Origin of the sequence: Azospirillum sp. TSO5 (assembly GCF_003116065.1) — a bacterium.
Classification (GTDB): Bacteria; Pseudomonadota; Alphaproteobacteria; order Azospirillales; family Azospirillaceae; genus Azospirillum.
The window spans coordinates 47793-62345 of the sequence record NZ_LGQY01000034.1 but is presented as its reverse complement, the minus strand read 5'-3'; the positions used below and the strand labels follow the sequence as shown (position 1 = coordinate 62345).

Annotated in this window: 13 protein-coding genes; all 13 read right to left on the bottom strand. The window is 68.0% G+C overall.

Features of this window, described 5'->3' with window-relative positions:
* Positions 1-6: 6 nt before the first annotated feature.
* Positions 7-1749: a hydantoinase B/oxoprolinase family protein gene (locus TSO5_RS10995; RefSeq protein WP_247870694.1), complete on the bottom strand. Its 1743-nt coding sequence runs from the start codon at positions 1747-1749 to the stop codon at positions 7-9.
* Entirely contained in the window at positions 1746-2648 is a 903-nt protein-coding gene (locus TSO5_RS10990) for an isocitrate lyase/phosphoenolpyruvate mutase family protein (RefSeq protein ID WP_199230855.1), read from the bottom strand. The genes TSO5_RS10995 and TSO5_RS10990 overlap by 4 nt, the downstream gene beginning before the upstream one ends.
* A gap of 94 nt (positions 2649-2742) precedes the next feature.
* Positions 2743-3456: an ABC transporter ATP-binding protein gene (locus TSO5_RS10985; RefSeq protein WP_109151621.1), complete on the bottom strand. Its 714-nt coding sequence runs from the start codon at positions 3454-3456 to the stop codon at positions 2743-2745.
* Positions 3449-4195 (bottom strand): ABC transporter ATP-binding protein, encoded by a 747-nt coding sequence (locus TSO5_RS10980; protein WP_109151620.1) that lies wholly within the window; start codon positions 4193-4195, stop codon positions 3449-3451. Before TSO5_RS10980 ends, TSO5_RS10985 begins: the two co-directional genes overlap by 8 nt.
* Positions 4182-5180, bottom strand: coding sequence for a branched-chain amino acid ABC transporter permease (locus TSO5_RS10975; RefSeq protein ID WP_109151619.1), 999 nt, complete (start codon positions 5178-5180; stop codon positions 4182-4184). The genes TSO5_RS10980 and TSO5_RS10975 overlap by 14 nt, the downstream gene beginning before the upstream one ends.
* Positions 5177-6049 (bottom strand): branched-chain amino acid ABC transporter permease, encoded by an 873-nt coding sequence (locus tag TSO5_RS10970; RefSeq protein WP_109074162.1) that lies wholly within the window; start codon positions 6047-6049, stop codon positions 5177-5179. The genes TSO5_RS10975 and TSO5_RS10970 overlap by 4 nt, the downstream gene beginning before the upstream one ends.
* Before the next feature lie 107 nt (positions 6050-6156).
* Positions 6157-7401, bottom strand: coding sequence for an ABC transporter substrate-binding protein (locus TSO5_RS10965; RefSeq protein WP_109151618.1), 1245 nt, complete (start codon positions 7399-7401; stop codon positions 6157-6159).
* A gap of 5 nt (positions 7402-7406) precedes the next feature.
* Complete coding sequence (locus TSO5_RS10960) at positions 7407-8285, bottom strand: GntR family transcriptional regulator (protein WP_109151617.1); 879 nt, start codon at positions 8283-8285, stop codon at positions 7407-7409.
* A gap of 220 nt (positions 8286-8505) precedes the next feature.
* Complete coding sequence (locus TSO5_RS10955) at positions 8506-8883, bottom strand: ribbon-helix-helix domain-containing protein (protein ID WP_109151616.1); 378 nt, start codon at positions 8881-8883, stop codon at positions 8506-8508.
* 47 nt (positions 8884-8930) lie between these two features.
* The gene (locus tag TSO5_RS10950; protein ID WP_109151615.1) at positions 8931-11000 is read right to left on the bottom strand and encodes a sigma-54-dependent Fis family transcriptional regulator; all 2070 of its coding nucleotides are present in this window, start codon (positions 10998-11000) and stop codon (positions 8931-8933) included.
* Between the two features lie 222 nt (positions 11001-11222).
* Positions 11223-12860 carry a molecular chaperone GroEL gene (locus TSO5_RS10945; protein ID WP_109151614.1) on the bottom strand — a complete coding sequence of 546 codons (1638 nt, stop codon included), beginning with the start codon at positions 12858-12860 and terminating at the stop codon, positions 11223-11225.
* 163 nt (positions 12861-13023) lie between these two features.
* Positions 13024-13380, bottom strand: a complete 357-nt coding sequence (locus TSO5_RS10940; RefSeq protein WP_085086548.1) for an MmoB/DmpM family protein — start codon at positions 13378-13380, stop codon at positions 13024-13026.
* A 36-nt stretch (positions 13381-13416) separates the two neighbouring features.
* A complete protein-coding gene (locus TSO5_RS10935; RefSeq protein WP_109151613.1) occupies positions 13417-14550 on the bottom strand; it encodes an aromatic/alkene monooxygenase hydroxylase subunit beta in 1134 nt (377 codons plus the stop codon).
* Positions 14551-14553: the final 3 nt, after the last annotated feature.

Sequence of the window (14553 nt, the reverse complement as noted above, 5' to 3'; positions counted from 1 at the left end):
GGTTCGTCAGGCGGCGGAGGATTCGCGCAAGGTCGCGGTGGCGGCGATGTCGAGCGCGCCGTCGTCGGTCAGCGCCACGCCATAGGCGCCGCGCGCCGCCTCACGGCCGAGATAGCCGAGCCGCACGTCGCGGGCGACGGCCTCCGCATCGCGCCGCTTCGGGTCGCCCCAGCCGCCACCACCCGGCGTCTCCAGCCGCACGCGCTGGCCGTCGCGGATCTTCACGTCGGTGACCTTGGAGGCGAGCGGCGGCGACTTCTCGCCCTCGTCACTCTGCCAGGTGAAGCGGTTCAGAGCCGCAGGCGTACCGCCGGCCACGCCGAAGGGCGCAAAGACCCCACGCTCGCCCAGCAGGAAGACGTCGGCATCGGTCAGCGCCTCGATCTCATAGACGGCACCCAGCCCGCCGCGATGCAGGCCGGCCCCGGCGGAGTCCGGGCGCAGCGCCCATTGGGTGAACATCACCGGATAGGCCGCCTCCAGGATTTCCACCGGCGGAATGGTGGCGGTGGAGATCGGGTTGTTGGCGTGGTTCAGCCCGTCCGTCTCCGGATTGCCGCCCAGACCGCCGCCGAAGAAGGAGAACATCACCCAGCGCGACCCGTCCTTGCGGTGACCAGCCAGCGACAGCGCATTGATGGTGCCGAAGGGCGCGGCGGTGGCGCGGGCCGGGTCGGCCAGGGCCAGCGCGCCGAACACCACACCGATCACGCGCAGGATCGTTTCGGTGTAGCCGCCCACCGGCTTGGGCGGCTTCACCGCCAGCAGCGTGCTTTCCGGGATGACGAAGGTGATCGGGTTGAGGCAGCCGGCATTGGCCGGCACGTCGGTGAAGACATGCTTCAGCGCGACGTAGCAGCAGGCGACCGCGGTCGAATAGGCGATGTTCAGCGGCCCGGCGCAGGGGGCGGAGGACCGCGAGAAGTCCAGCGTCATCCGGTCGCCGGCGATGGTCAGGTCCAGCGCGATGCGCAGCCGGTCCGCCGTGATGCCGTCGTTGTCGAGATAGTCCTCGAAGCTGTAGACACCGTCCGGCAGCTTACCGATGGCGCTGCGCATCAGCGCGTCGGCGCGTGCGGTGAAGGCGTCGAAGGCGGCGGACACCGTCTCCTCGCCATGCTCGTCCAGCAGCTCGGTAAGGCGGCGCACGCCCAGATCCAGCGCGTTCAACTGCCCGTTCAGATCGCCATAGTTCGACACCGGCACGCGGGAATTGGCGGCGAGGATCGCCAGCAGGTCGTGGTTCATCACGCCGGCCTTCACCAACTTCACCGGCGGAATGCGCACGCCCTCCTGGAAGCTGTCGGTGGCGCGGGCGTTGAAGTTGCCCGGCACATTGCCGCCGATGTCGAGCCAGTGGCCGACCGACGCCATCCAGCAGAACAGTTGGCCCTGACGGAAGATCGGCCGCACCAGACGGAAGTCGTTCAGGTGGGTGCCGCCGTCATAGGGGTCGTTGAACAGGAAAATGTCGTCGGGATGGAGGTCGCCTTCCTTCGCCACCTTGTCGATCACCGCCTTCACCGCGAAGGCCATGGCGCCGACGAAGATCGGCAGGCCGTTGGTGCCCTGCACCAGCGTGGCGCCGGTTTCCGCATGATAGAGGCCGTGGCAGGCGTCGCGCGCCTCGGCGATGATCGGGTTGAAGGCGGAACGGTAGAGCGTCGCGTCCATCTCGTCGGCGATCTGCTCCAGCCGGCCCTTCAGGACGGCCAGCGTGACGGGATCGATTGCGGTCTTCATGGTCATGCTGCGTCCTCCCGCTTGGCGGGTGTGAAGTCCTTATAAGTCTCGCCGAGCGCCAGCATCTCCGGCGTGCCGATCAGCTCGTTCAGCGCGTTGAAGTCGAACATGCGGTCGCGGAAGGGCTGGGTCGTGCCGTGCTGCGCCAGCGAGCCGTAATAGTCCTGCGCCTGCCGAGCGAGCGCTCGCACGATTCCGCCGGGGAAGATCACCAGCCGGTAGCCCAACTCGCCCAACTCCGACGCGGAACTGATCGGCGTCTGCCCGCCTTCCACCATGTTGGCGAGCAGCGGGCGGATGCCGCCCAGGTCGGTGGCGATGGCGGACAACTGCTCCCGGCTCTTGGGCGCCTCGACGAACAGCACGTCGGCACCGGCCTCGACATAGAGCCGGGCGCGGTCCAGCGCCGCGGCGACGCCCTCCACCGCCACCGCGTCGGTGCGGGCGACGATCAGGGTGTCTTCGCTGGTGCGGGCATCCACCGCCGCCTTGATCTTGCCGGCCATCTCGCCGGCGGGGATCACCGACTTGTCGGTCAGGTGGCCGCAGCGCTTGGGGAAGCTCTGGTCCTCAAGCTGCAACGCGGTGGCGCCGGCGCGCTCGAACATGCGGACGGTGCGCTGCACGTTCAGCGCATTGCCGTAACCGGTGTCGGCATCGACGATCAGCGGCGTCGCCACCCGGTCGCGCACCAGGGCGATGGTGTCGGCAACCTCGCTGACCGAAACCAGCCCGATGTCGGGCCGGCCGAGCCGGGTATAGGCGATGGCGGCGCCGGACAGATACAGCGCCTCGAATCCAGCGGCGGTGGCCATCGAAGCGGTGAAGGCGTCGTAGACTCCGGGCGCCAGGACGACACGGTCCTGGGCCAGTCGGTCCCGGAAACTGATGCTGGGGACGGTCATGTCAAGCGCTCCCCCCGGCGGCGCCACGCGAAGCGGTCGCGCACCACCGGGTCAGGGTTGGAAGGTGTTGGGAGAGGGCCGGAGCGCACATCGCTCACAGCCCGAGATAGGTACGTTTCAGTTCGGGGTCGCGCGCGATCTCGTCGGACGGTCCCGACAGCGCGAAGACGCCGTTCTCAAGGATGTAGGCCCGGCGGGCGACCTCCAGCGACTGGACAACGTTCTGCTCGACCAGCAGGATCGCCAGCCCGTCGCCATTCAGTTTGCGGATCAGCCCGAACATCTCCTCCACCACCAGCGGCGAGAGGCCGAGCGACGGTTCGTCCAAGATCAGCAGACGCGGCTCCGCCATCATGCCGCGGCCGATCGCCAGCATCTGCTGCTCGCCGCCCGACAGGGTGCCGGCGAACTGGGCCTCGCGCTCCTTCAGGCGGGGGAATGTCGCAAAGATGCGCTCCAGGTTCCGCGCCCGGTTCGGCTTGCCGCGGCGGTAGCTGCCGAGTTCCAGATTCTCGCGGATCGACAGGTTGGGGAAGATCTTGCGGCCTTCCGGCACCTGGATCAGCCCCTCCTCGACGATGCGCGCGGCGGACTTGCCGTCGATGCGAGTACCGCCGAACCGGATCTCGCCGGTCCAGGGCGGCAGCACGCCGGACAGCACCTTGTTCAGCGTCGTCTTGCCGACGCCGTTGGAGCCGAGCACCGTGACGATCTCGCCGGCATGCACCGCCATGTCGATGCCGCGCAGCACCTCGGTGGCGCCATAGCCGGTCTTCAGCCCGCGGATTTCCAGAAGCTGCTCAGCCATGGGCCGCCCCCTCCGCCTTCAGACGGGCGGCGGCACCGTGGCCGAGATAGGCCTCGATCACGCGGGTGTCGGCGCAGACGACGGCGGGCGGCCCCTCGGCGATCATGCGGCCCTGGGCCAGCACATAGACGCGCTCGCACAGGTTCATCACCGCCTGCATGACGTGTTCGATCATCAGGATCGTCACCCCTTCGTCGCGGATGCCCCGGATCACCGGGATGATGTCGCGGATCTCCGACGGGTTCAGACCGGCCAGCACCTCGTCCAGCAGCAGCAACTTCGGTTCGGTCGCTAGCGCGCGGGCCAGTTCCAGCCGCTTGCGCCCGGCCACCGTCAGCCCGCCGGCCGGCCGGTCCAGTTCGCTCCCCAGACCGACGCGACGGGCGACGTCGCGTGCCTTGGCGGTGGCATCGGCGCGCTTGGCGTGGCGCAGATAGGCGCCGACCGCGATGTTCTCGCACACCGTCAACCCGGCGAAGGGCTGGACGATCTGAAAGGTACGACCGATGCCGCGCTCCGCCCGGCGGTGCGGCTCCTCGGCGGTGATGTCGGTGCCCTCGAAGCGGATGCGTCCATTGGTGGGTGCGACGAAGCCGGAGATCATCGAGAACAGCGTGGTCTTCCCCGCACCGTTCGGACCGATCAGCCCGATGATGCCGCCGGGCTCCAGCGACAGCGTTGCGCTGTCCACCGCCATCAGCCCGCCGAACCGCTTGGAAACGCCGTCAACGGCCAGCATGGGAAACCTCCTTGGGTCCGCGCGCCATCATCCCCCGGCCTCGGTCACGCAGCCGCTCCAGCAGGCCCAGGATGCCGCCGCGGGCAAAGGCCACGGCCAGAACCAGCACGCCGCCGAAGACGATCAGGTCGATGCCGGGAATGCGGCCGGCGAACTGCTTGGCGACCTCACCCAGCCCGTGCAGGGTCAGCGCCCCGACCACCGGGCCGAAGACGGTGCCGACGCCGCCGATGATCGGGGCCAGCAGAAGCTCCACCGAAATCCAGCTGCCATAGGCGATGTTGGCGTCGATGTAGAGGAAGTATTGGGCATAGAGGCAGCCGGACAGCGCCGTCACTGCGCCGGACAGGGCGATGGCGCGCAGCTTCACCTTGAGGGAGTCGACGCCCAGCGCCTTGGCCGCGTCCTCGTTCTCGCGCACCGCCACCAGCTGTGCGCCGAAGCGCGAGCGCTGGATCCAGCGCGTCAGCAGCAGCACCGCGGCGACGAAGGCCAGCACCAGCCAATAGAAGACGGCGCGGTCGTCGAATTGCAGATTGACCGCACGGACGTCGAGCTTGATCAGCAGCCCCGCCGCCCCGCCGGTGAAGGAGGCGGCATTGGCAAGAATGCGGAACACCTCGGCGAAGGCCAGCGTCACCAGCGCGAAGTAGGAGCCGCGCAGCCCCGACCGGAAGCTGAGGAAACCGATCACCCAGCCGACCACACCGCCGGCCACCGTCGCCAGCACCAGCCCGGCCCAGGCGTTGACGCCGTAGCGCAGTTGCAGGATCGCCGTCACATAGGCGCCGGTGCCGAAGAAGGCGGCATGGCCGAAGCTGAACTGGCCGCCGAAGCCGCCCAGGATGTTCCAGCCCTGCGCGCCAAGCGCGACGATCAGCATGAAGACCAGGAAGTTCAGCACCGGGCTGGAGGTCACCACCAGCGGCAGCAGGGCCGCCAGGATGGTCAGGACGGCGATCGGGATCAGGTCGCGCGCGGTCATGCCTTTGCTCCGAACAGGCCGGTCGGCCGCACCAGAAGCACGGCGATGAAGATCAGGAAGATGCCGAGCTGGCCCAGGCTGTCGCCCAGGAACAGGCCGCACAGGCTCTCCACCACGCCGATGAACAGGCCGCCCAGCAGCGCGCCGGGGATGGATCCCATGCCGCCCAGCACCACCACCGTGAAGGCGACCAGCACGAAGGCGCCGCCGATGCGCGGGTTGACGTAGAAGGTCGGCATCAGCAGCCCCGCCGCCACGGCGAGACAGGCGCAGCCCAAACCAAAGGTGACGGCATAGACATGCGGCACGTCGATGCCGACCAGATTGGCGCCGAGTTTCTCCTTGGCGACGGCGCGGATCGCCTTGCCGGTGTCGGTGCGATTCAGCACCAGCCACAGCAGGCCGGTCACCACCACCGCCACCCCCAGCCCGATCAGGCGCGGATAGCTGAGCAGCAGCGGCCCCAGCGCCACCACCTGGAAGGAATAGTCGGTGTCGAGCGTGCGGGTGTCGGACTGGAACAGCGCCAGCAGCACATTCTCCAGCACGATGGACAGGCCCAGCGTGACCAGCAGGATGTTGCCGTCGTCGCCATGGCTGGCCGGCCCGATGACGAAGCGCTGCAGTCCGTAGCCGAGCGCGAACATCAGCGGCACCAGCGGCAGGATGGCTAGATAGGGGTCCATTCCCAACACCGCCCAGGCGATCCAGACCGCGAACATCGCGCAGGTCAAAAGCGCGCCGTGGGCGAAGTTGATGATGTGGAGCACGCCGTAGATCAGCGTCAGGCCAAGCGCGATCAGGGCATAGACCGCGCCGGTCATCAGACCGTTCAGCGCCGCTTCCAAGATGATCTGAGGTGAATACATGGCAGCCCGCGCATGAGGGGAATGGTCCCGTCACCCGGCCGGAATACGCCCGCTTGCGGCGTCCCGGACGGGTGGGGGAATGCGGAGGTGCGACGGCGAAAAACGGATCAGGCCGCCGGGAAGTTGGCCTTCGCTTCGGCGAACGCGTCCGGATAGATCACCTTGATGTCCTCACCCTGGATCTGGGTGTTGATCGGGGTGGCGCCCTCGTTCTGGCCGTTGACGAACTTCGTCGGGCCATAGGGCATGATGTGGCCGGCGAAGGTGGAGGCGTTCAGCGCCTCGATGATCTTCTTGCGGTCGGCGGAGCCGGCCCGCTCGATGGCGTCGGCCAGCAGCAGCACGTTCGAATAGTTCAGCGAGACGTTGTAGGCGAAGGATTTGCCCTGCCCTTCCACCGCCTTACGCAGGGCCAGCGCCTTGGGGTTCTTCGGATCGTGCCAGTGGTTGCAGTCGATGACGTTCTGGGCCGCCTGCGGGAATTCCTTGACGAAGCGGCCGTTCGACGCCGCACCGCCCAGGATCGCATAGATGCCCTTTGGCTTGATGCGCTGCTGCTGCATGGTGCGGGCGAGCAGAACGAACTCGCCATAGTAGTTCGACGGAATGACCAGATCCGGGTTCAGCGAGCGGATGCGCAGAGCCACGTTGGACATGTCGCGCGCCGGGGTCGGATGGGCGATAGTCTCCAGCACCTCGAAACCGCGCTTGGGCAGTTCCGCTTGCAGCAGCTTGGCGAGGCCGGAGCCGAACAGACCGTCCTCATGCACCAGCACGACGGTCTTGGCCGGCTTGCCCGCCTTGTCGTTGATGGCGGTCAGGTTGTCGAGCGCCACCTGCGTGACCTTGCCGAAGCCGGGGCTGAAGCGGAAGGTGTTGGTCAGGCCGCGCGACATGATCTGGTCCGACACGCCGACATCGACCAGATAGGGCAGATCGTAGCGCGCCGCCGCCTGCGACGCCGCAAGGCAGATCGGGCTGGCGAAGCCGCCGACGATGGCCGAGACGCCGTCGGCCTGCATGCGTTCCACCTCCTGCGTGCCGGCTTCGGGCATGGAGCGGGCGTCGCCGAACACCATCTCCAGCTTCGCGCCGCCCAGCGACTTGATGCCGCCGGCCGCATTGATTTCGTTGATCGCCATCTCCGCACCGAGCCGGCCGAGATCGCCATCATGGGCCAGCGCGCCGGTCACAGGCTGGAGGATGCCGACCTTCACCACCGGGGTCTGCGCCCGCAGGATCGACGGCGCGACCACCGGCACGGTGACGAACGCGGCAGCCGCGGCGCCGGCCTTCAGCACCGTGCGGCGGGAAATACCGGAGATCGCGGAGTCCTGAACCGAACGTCCCATAACGCTCAACTCCTCTGTTTGATTGCCCGCGGGGTGCGGGTGGGCTTTTCGCCCAATTTGCTTTTGTCGGTTTTGCTTTTGTCGGCCTTCTTGCGCTCGGCCTTCTCGGTGGTGCGCGGCCAGCCCAGGGCGGGGCTCCAGCGCCGTTCGCCGTCGTTGCCGGTGCGCACCAGATCCATATGGAAGCTGTAGCGGTCGGGCCGGTACAGCGCGTGCAGATGCTCCACGCCACGGCCCGACGGCTCGTAGACGATGCGGGTCAGGGTCAGCAGCGGCGATCCGATCTCCAGATCCAGCGCCGCCGCCGCTTCGGGTCCGGCAAGCGTCGCGTTGATCGCCTGGGTGGCGCGCTCCGTCGTCACGCCCGACCGTTCGATCAGCTCCAGCAGCGGACGCGCCGCCAGTTCCGCCTCCGAATAGGTCAGGCCGATCCATTCCGGCACATGGGTGGTCAGGTAGGAAAACGGCTCCCCGTCGATCAGGCGCACGCGCACCGACCGTTGGACCCGTTCGCCGGGTTTCAGACCCAGGCTCTCGGAGATGGACTCAGGCGGGATGCCGTAACCGAAGGACAGCAGCTTCACATCGGTGCTGCGGCCCATGTCGATCAGGTGCGACAGCACGTTCGACAGATCGGCGACGATCGGCCGGACGGCGCGCGTGTCGTGGACGAAGGTGCCGGAGCCGGCCTTGCGCTGCACCAGCCCTTCCTTTTCCAGAAGGTCGAGCGCACGGCGCACGGTAACCCGCGACACCGCATGTTCGGTCGCCAGCGTCGGTTCGCCCGGCAGCCGCCCGCCCGGCGGCAGCTCGCCGGCGACGATGCGGTCGCGCAGCAGCAGATAGATCCTGCGCGCCTTCAGGGGTTCGACCGCCGACTTCACAGCACTCCGCCTCCCCGTCATCGGAAACCGTCGTCTGTTCATTCACCAGACAGGAACCTGTATGATGGATAATACAGCTTCGGTCAACAGCGATGTTGGGGGTACCAACGGTTGCGGCCCGCATCCAAGTCATTCAATTGGGTGCGGGCCGGGTTCGGCTTCGGTGGTCGGCGCAGTCCAGCCGGTCAGGAATCGGACTGCGCCACAGTCACGATTGCCGTCACGATTTGGCGGAGACTTGGCGATCGGCAGGGAAGGCGACGACGGACGCGCCCTCGCCACCCGGTGCGGGATCAGAGGTGCTGATCCCCCCGCCAACTCCGCGTGTTGCCGCTTCGGGTGTCAGGGTCAAATAGCGCACGCAGCTGACGCGCAGGAACGAAGCGAGGTTCTGGACGCTGCCATGCACCTCCATGACCTCGTCATAGAGGGTGACGATCAGGCGGTTGGTCGTGGTCCCGTGTTCGGCGGCGATGCCGGCCAGAACGTTCCAGAACAGGTTCTCCAGCCGGATGCTGGTCACCATCCCATGGATGCGGACGGAGCGCGACCGGGCCTCGTACAGGATCGGGTCGGTGTTGACAAAGATTTGGCACATGCGCCGATCCTCCTCCAACGATGGAGCTGTTCCTCATCGAAGCCGGCTCATCCCCGGCGAACCGCGCCTCGCTGGATGCCGTGCTGGCTCAGCTTGCGATACAGGGTGCTGCGTGAAATCCCCAGCACCGCCGCGGCGTCCGACAGGTTCCCGCCGGTGGCGGCGATCACATCCTCGATCGTTCGCTGTTCGGTGACCGTCAGCGACATGGGGGCGGCGCCGGCCGGCGCCGGGTTCGGCATCGCCGGCCCCGCGACCGCCGGATAGGGCGAAGGCCATCCACCGGCCTCCACGCCACCGCAGGCGTCACGCAACTCGTCCGGAAGATCGCGAACATCGACGGTTCCGCCGGTGGACAGCAGGATCGCGCGTTCGACCACGTTGCGCAGTTCCCGCACATTGCCCGGCCAGTCGTGGCCTTGCAGCAGGTCCAACGCTGCGGCGGTGAAACAGACGGGCGCGCGGCCATGCCGCTCCGCCAGCACGCCGTTGAAGTGGGAGATCAGGCGCGGAACGTCGCCATGCCGCTCACGCAAGGGCGGCACCCGCAGGGCCGTCACGGCAAGCCGGTGGTACAGGTCGCGGCGGAATCGGCCGGCGGCGACCTCCTGCCGCAGGTTCCGGTTGGTCATGGCCAGCAGCCGCACCGACACCCGGCGCGGGACATTGTCGCCGATGCGGTACAGCACCCCCTCCTCCAGCACCCGCAGCAGATAGGGCTGAAGGTCGAGCGGCAGCTCGCCGATCTCGTCCAGGCACAGCGTGCCGCCGTCCGCCAATTCGAAACGGCCGATCCGCCCCTCCGCCGCCGCGCCGGTGAAGGCGCCGCGCACATAACCGAACAGCTCGCTGCCCAGCATCTCGCGCGACACCGCGCCGCAATTGAACGGCACGAAGGGACCGCCGGCCACCGCGCTGTGGCCGTGGATGGCGCGCGCGAACAGCTCTTTGCCGACGCCGGTCTCGCCCTCGATCAGGATGGGGACCGGCAGCGGCGCCAGACGCTCCCCCTGCCCGATCACGGCACGCAGGCTGTCGCTGGCCCCGACGATGTCGGCGAAGCGGCAGCGGCTGTGGTCGGACTCGTCCGGCACCGCCCGGCGCCCGGCGGAGGGACGGGACGACGCCGAACCGGGAATGACCAGCAGCGTCCCCCGCCGCTCGCCATCCAGCATCAGCGGACGGACCCAGTCGGACGGAACCGGCAGCCGCCCGCCGGTGCCGCCGTCCAATCCGACAAGGGGCAGCTTCGTCCCCCGGTTCAGCGGCGGCAGCTCCGATCCGAGGCTCGCCTTCAGCAGAGTCGCGGCCTTGCGGCTGGCGAAGAGAAGCCGCCCACGCGCATCCAGCGCGATCAACCCCTCCCCGGCGTATTTCTGGCTGTCTTCCAGGCAGGCTTCCAGAAGCCGCACATGCTCCGCCTCCGTCTGGCGGGCGAGGTTCCATTCCACCTGCCGGGCGGCAACCACGGCCAGCGCCAGCGCCTGCCCGCTGAAGCTCTGCTTCAGGCCGGAGATGTCGAGCAGCCCGACCACCGATCCGTCGACCGGGTCGTGGATCGGCGCGCCGGCGCAACTCCACCCCTTGATGCCGGCGCAGTAATGCTCCGCCGACTGGACCAGCACCGGCTGCTTGGAGGCGAGCGCCGTGCCGATGCCGTTGGTGCCGGCGCAGGTCTCGCCCCACTGGCCGCCGCAGGCGAGGCTGATGTCGCGGGCCGCGTTCATCGTCGCGCGGTCGCCGGCGGCCTCCAGCACCACGCCGTTGGCATCGGTGATCAGCATCACCGTCCGCGTTCCGGCCAGCAGGTTCGCCGCCTCCGCCAGGGTCGTGGCGGCGGCCTGCAGCAGATCGCGGTTGTCGCGGCGCAGAGCCTCGACAAGGTCGCTGCCGACCACCGGTGCGGCATCGGCCCGCGCATCGACCAGGAAGCTCTGGCAACGTGCCCAGGATCGGATGACCACGTCGCGCACCGGCAGATTCTCCCGCCGCGAGCCTGAAACGAAATCCTCCCACGCCTTCATCGTCGCTGTTTCGCCGTCAACCAGCGCATGGAACGCCGGACCGGACGAAGCAACGGCCAGACGGCCGATACCGACCTGTTCGTTGGCCAACACAGTCCCCTCCCTGCATCCCGGCGTCTTTCGCGGATTTCCCGTAGCGCCGATTGTCCTTAAACGGGGTGCGGAGACTCGCCCCGAATTACTCCGCATCCACGATTGTTTGTGCAAGAAATTATAAGCCGGACTGAAGCGGGAGCGGTAGTAGCGGAATACTCTATGGCCTTTTTCCTGTGTTTTTCCCCGAAGGTGGAGGTGAGCCGTCGCGGCAAGGCGGGGTCAGCTGCGCCCGTACCGCTCCATCCCGCCGCCACGCGCTGGGCCGGCGGTGGGATCGACATCATCGGGGATGTCGGCGACCAGGGTGTGGGTGGTCAGGATTAGCTTGGCGACCGACACCGCGTTCAGCAATGCCAGCGTGGTGACCTTGACCGGATCAATGATCCCGGCGGCGAACAGGTCGCCGAACCGACCGGTGCGGGCATCGAAGCCGGAGCCGTCGGGAAGCTCGGCGATTCGAGCGGCGACGCCGGCCCCGTCCAGCCCGCCATTCTCGGCGATGCAGACCAGGGGCTGCAGCATCGCCCGCTGCACCAGCTTCACCCCGGCGCGCTCGCCCTCCCCCACATCCTCGGCCAACCGGTCGAGCAGCGGGGCGACGCGGGCCAGCGCGGTGCCGCCGCCGGGCACCACCCCTTCCGCCAAAGCCGCGCGGGCGGCGGCGAGCGAATCCTCCAGAAGCTGGGCGGTGCGCTTCTGCTCCACCGGCGTGGCGCCGCCGACCTCGATCAGAGCGGTGCCGTGCGTCAGCTTCGCCAGCCGCTGGGACAGCTTGTCCCGCTCGATGTTGGGCGGCGCCTCCTCCCATTGGCGCTGCACCAGGGCGCGGCGGGCGGCCAGCGCGTCCGGATCGCCATGGCCGCGCAGGAGGGTGGTGCGGCCGGCCGACACCTCGATGCGGTCGGCGCCCCCCAGATCCTCCACCGTCACGCTGTCGAGGCGTCCGCCGAGGTCGCGGGCGATCACGCGCCCGCCGGTCAGGATCGCGATGTCCTCCATCATCGCTTGACGCCAGTGACCGAACTCCGGCGGGTTGATCGCCACCACCGTGGCGCGTCCGTCGCGGCGCAGCGCCATCAGCGCCGCCACCACCTCCGGCGCTACGCTGTCGGCGACGACCAGCAGGGGACGCTTGTCGGCGATGCGGTCGATCAGGCGCAGGAGCGGTTCCGCATCGGCGATCTTGTGGTCGGTCATCAGGATGCGGGGCCGTTCCAGCACCGCGGTCTGGCCGGTCGGCTCGGTCGCCATGTGATGGGACAGGAAGCCGCGGTCGAGCACCATGCCCTCCAGCACATGCAGCGCGGTCGGCGCCCCCGGCTGGCCGTATTCGATGTCGATCACCCCCTCCGGTCCCACCCGGCGCAGAGCATCCGCCACCAGCCGGCCGAGCGCCGGATCGGTCGCCGCGACGGTCGCCACCTGCTCCAGCTGCGCATCGCGCTCCAGCGGCCGGGCCATGCCGCGGAGGTGGTCGACGACGAAGCCGCAGGCGCGCTCCATCCCCTCGACCAACTCCACCGAACCATTGCCATCCGCCAGCACGGCGACACCATCCTGGATCAGCGCGTCGGCCAGCACGGTGGCGGTGGTGGTGCCGTCGCCGGCCACGTCGTTGGTCTGCTTCGACACCTCGCGCACCACCTGGGCGCCCATATTCTCGAAGCGGCAGGGCAGCTCGATCTCAGCGGCGATGCTGACGCCGTCGCGGGAGATCATCGGCGTGCCGATGGGGCGGTCGATGATCGCGTTCGTCCCCTTCGGCCCCAGCGTGCCGCGCACCGCCAGCGCCAGCTTGCCCACCCCACGGGCAAGCGCGGCCCGCGCCTCGGCACGGTGCAGCATCATCTTCGGCATGGCGTCTGTCCCTCCCGTTGTTGGTTTGCGGATTTGAAAGAAGATCCCCTCTCCCCCCCGGGGAGAGGGTTAGGGTGAGGGGGTTCCGTTTGCCGGACGATCTTCGCAATGCATCCCCCTCACCCCGGCCCTCTCCCCGGGGGGGAGAGGGAGATCTCACGCATCACTCGTAGGCGAGCGCGTCATCCATGTTGCCGAAGAGGACGACCGTGTCCTCGTCGATCATGACCATGCGGCCATAGTGGGTGGAGGTGGAGATCTCGAAGATGTGCGGGGTCATCTCGCGGCCGAGAGCTTCGCCGATCTCGCTCATCTTGAACTCGATCTTGCCCTCGCCGTCGATCCGGATCATCGCCGGCAGATAGGTGACGGTGATGCCGGGCTTGCTCTCCATCACCTCGGCGATACAGCGTGCCTCGACGCTGTCGTTCATCGTCACGCCGCACTGGTGGGAAATGGTGCCGTCCTGGGTGATGTCCTTCAGCGGCTTGAAAAGCTGCTGCACGGTGGTGACGCTCATGGTTTTCGTCCTCTTGTGGCGGAGATGCGGGAAGGATCACTCGGCCGCGGCGTCAGTGACGGCAGCCGCAGCGGCCGGCTGCCCGACCTCGATCGGCGGCAGGGTCGGCAGGTCGGCGTCGATGCCGATCTCGCGCCCGATGGCGGCGACGCGGTTGCGTGCCCGCTCGAAGGCATCCGTGAAGCTCGCCGCCTTGACCCGCGGCAGCGACCACAGCGGCTGCAACTGCAACGCCGCCTTCACCGCTAGTCCGCCGTGATGGGAGAACCAGCTCTGCAGCATGGTCCGGTTGTCCTCGCCATGCGCTGGGTCGCCCAGCAGCAGGGCGAACAGCTCCACCGCATTGGCGAGGTTCCGTTCATAGTCGGCCTCCGCCGCCGAGATGACCGACGGGGTGGAGAAATCGTTCTGCGCCGCGGCCACCTGCATGACGAAGCCGCTGCGGAACAGCTCGCCGACCAGCGGTTCGAAGACGAGGTTGACGGCGAAATACTGCTCCAGGAAGTCGGTGGCGGCGCGGATATGCTCCACCGCTTCGCGGCAGGGCTGCCAGATCGGGTCGTCCAGCCAGTGCGCCTTGCCTGCGTCGAGATCGAAGCCGCCGATGTCGCTGCCGACCTCGGCCAGATAGAGCGTCAGGTCCTGGGCGAAGCGCAGCTTGTAGGAGGCGTTGGTCAGGATGGCGTTGTTGACCATCTGGGTATAGCCATAGCGCTGCGCCCGCATCAGTGCGGTGCCCAGCCCATATTCGGCATGCTTGAAGGCGCCGACATGGTTCTGCAGCACGGCGACCCAGGCCTTGTCGAAGCGCTGGGGCGCACCGGCGCGGCGTGCATTCTCCACGACATTCTGGATCATGCCGACGATGGTCGACTGGCGCTGGTAATGGGTGCGTTCCCATTCCTGGTCAGGCGCGCGGAAGCCGTGCCAGTCCGTGCATTTCAGCGCCGTCCAGTCCTTGGAATATGTGGGCGTGCCGTCACCGAAGGAGATGATCCAGTTCTGGAGCAGATAGCGCTCCGGATCGGGCTGGACGTCGACCGTCACGTCCTCGTAATGGGTCGCCTTGCGGCCCTTCGGTTCGAAATAGTTATAGCGGCGGCTGTCGGAACCGGGAAAGGCCTTGGCCCCGGCGGCGGCGGATTTGGTTTCGGTTTCCTGCATGGTCATCGT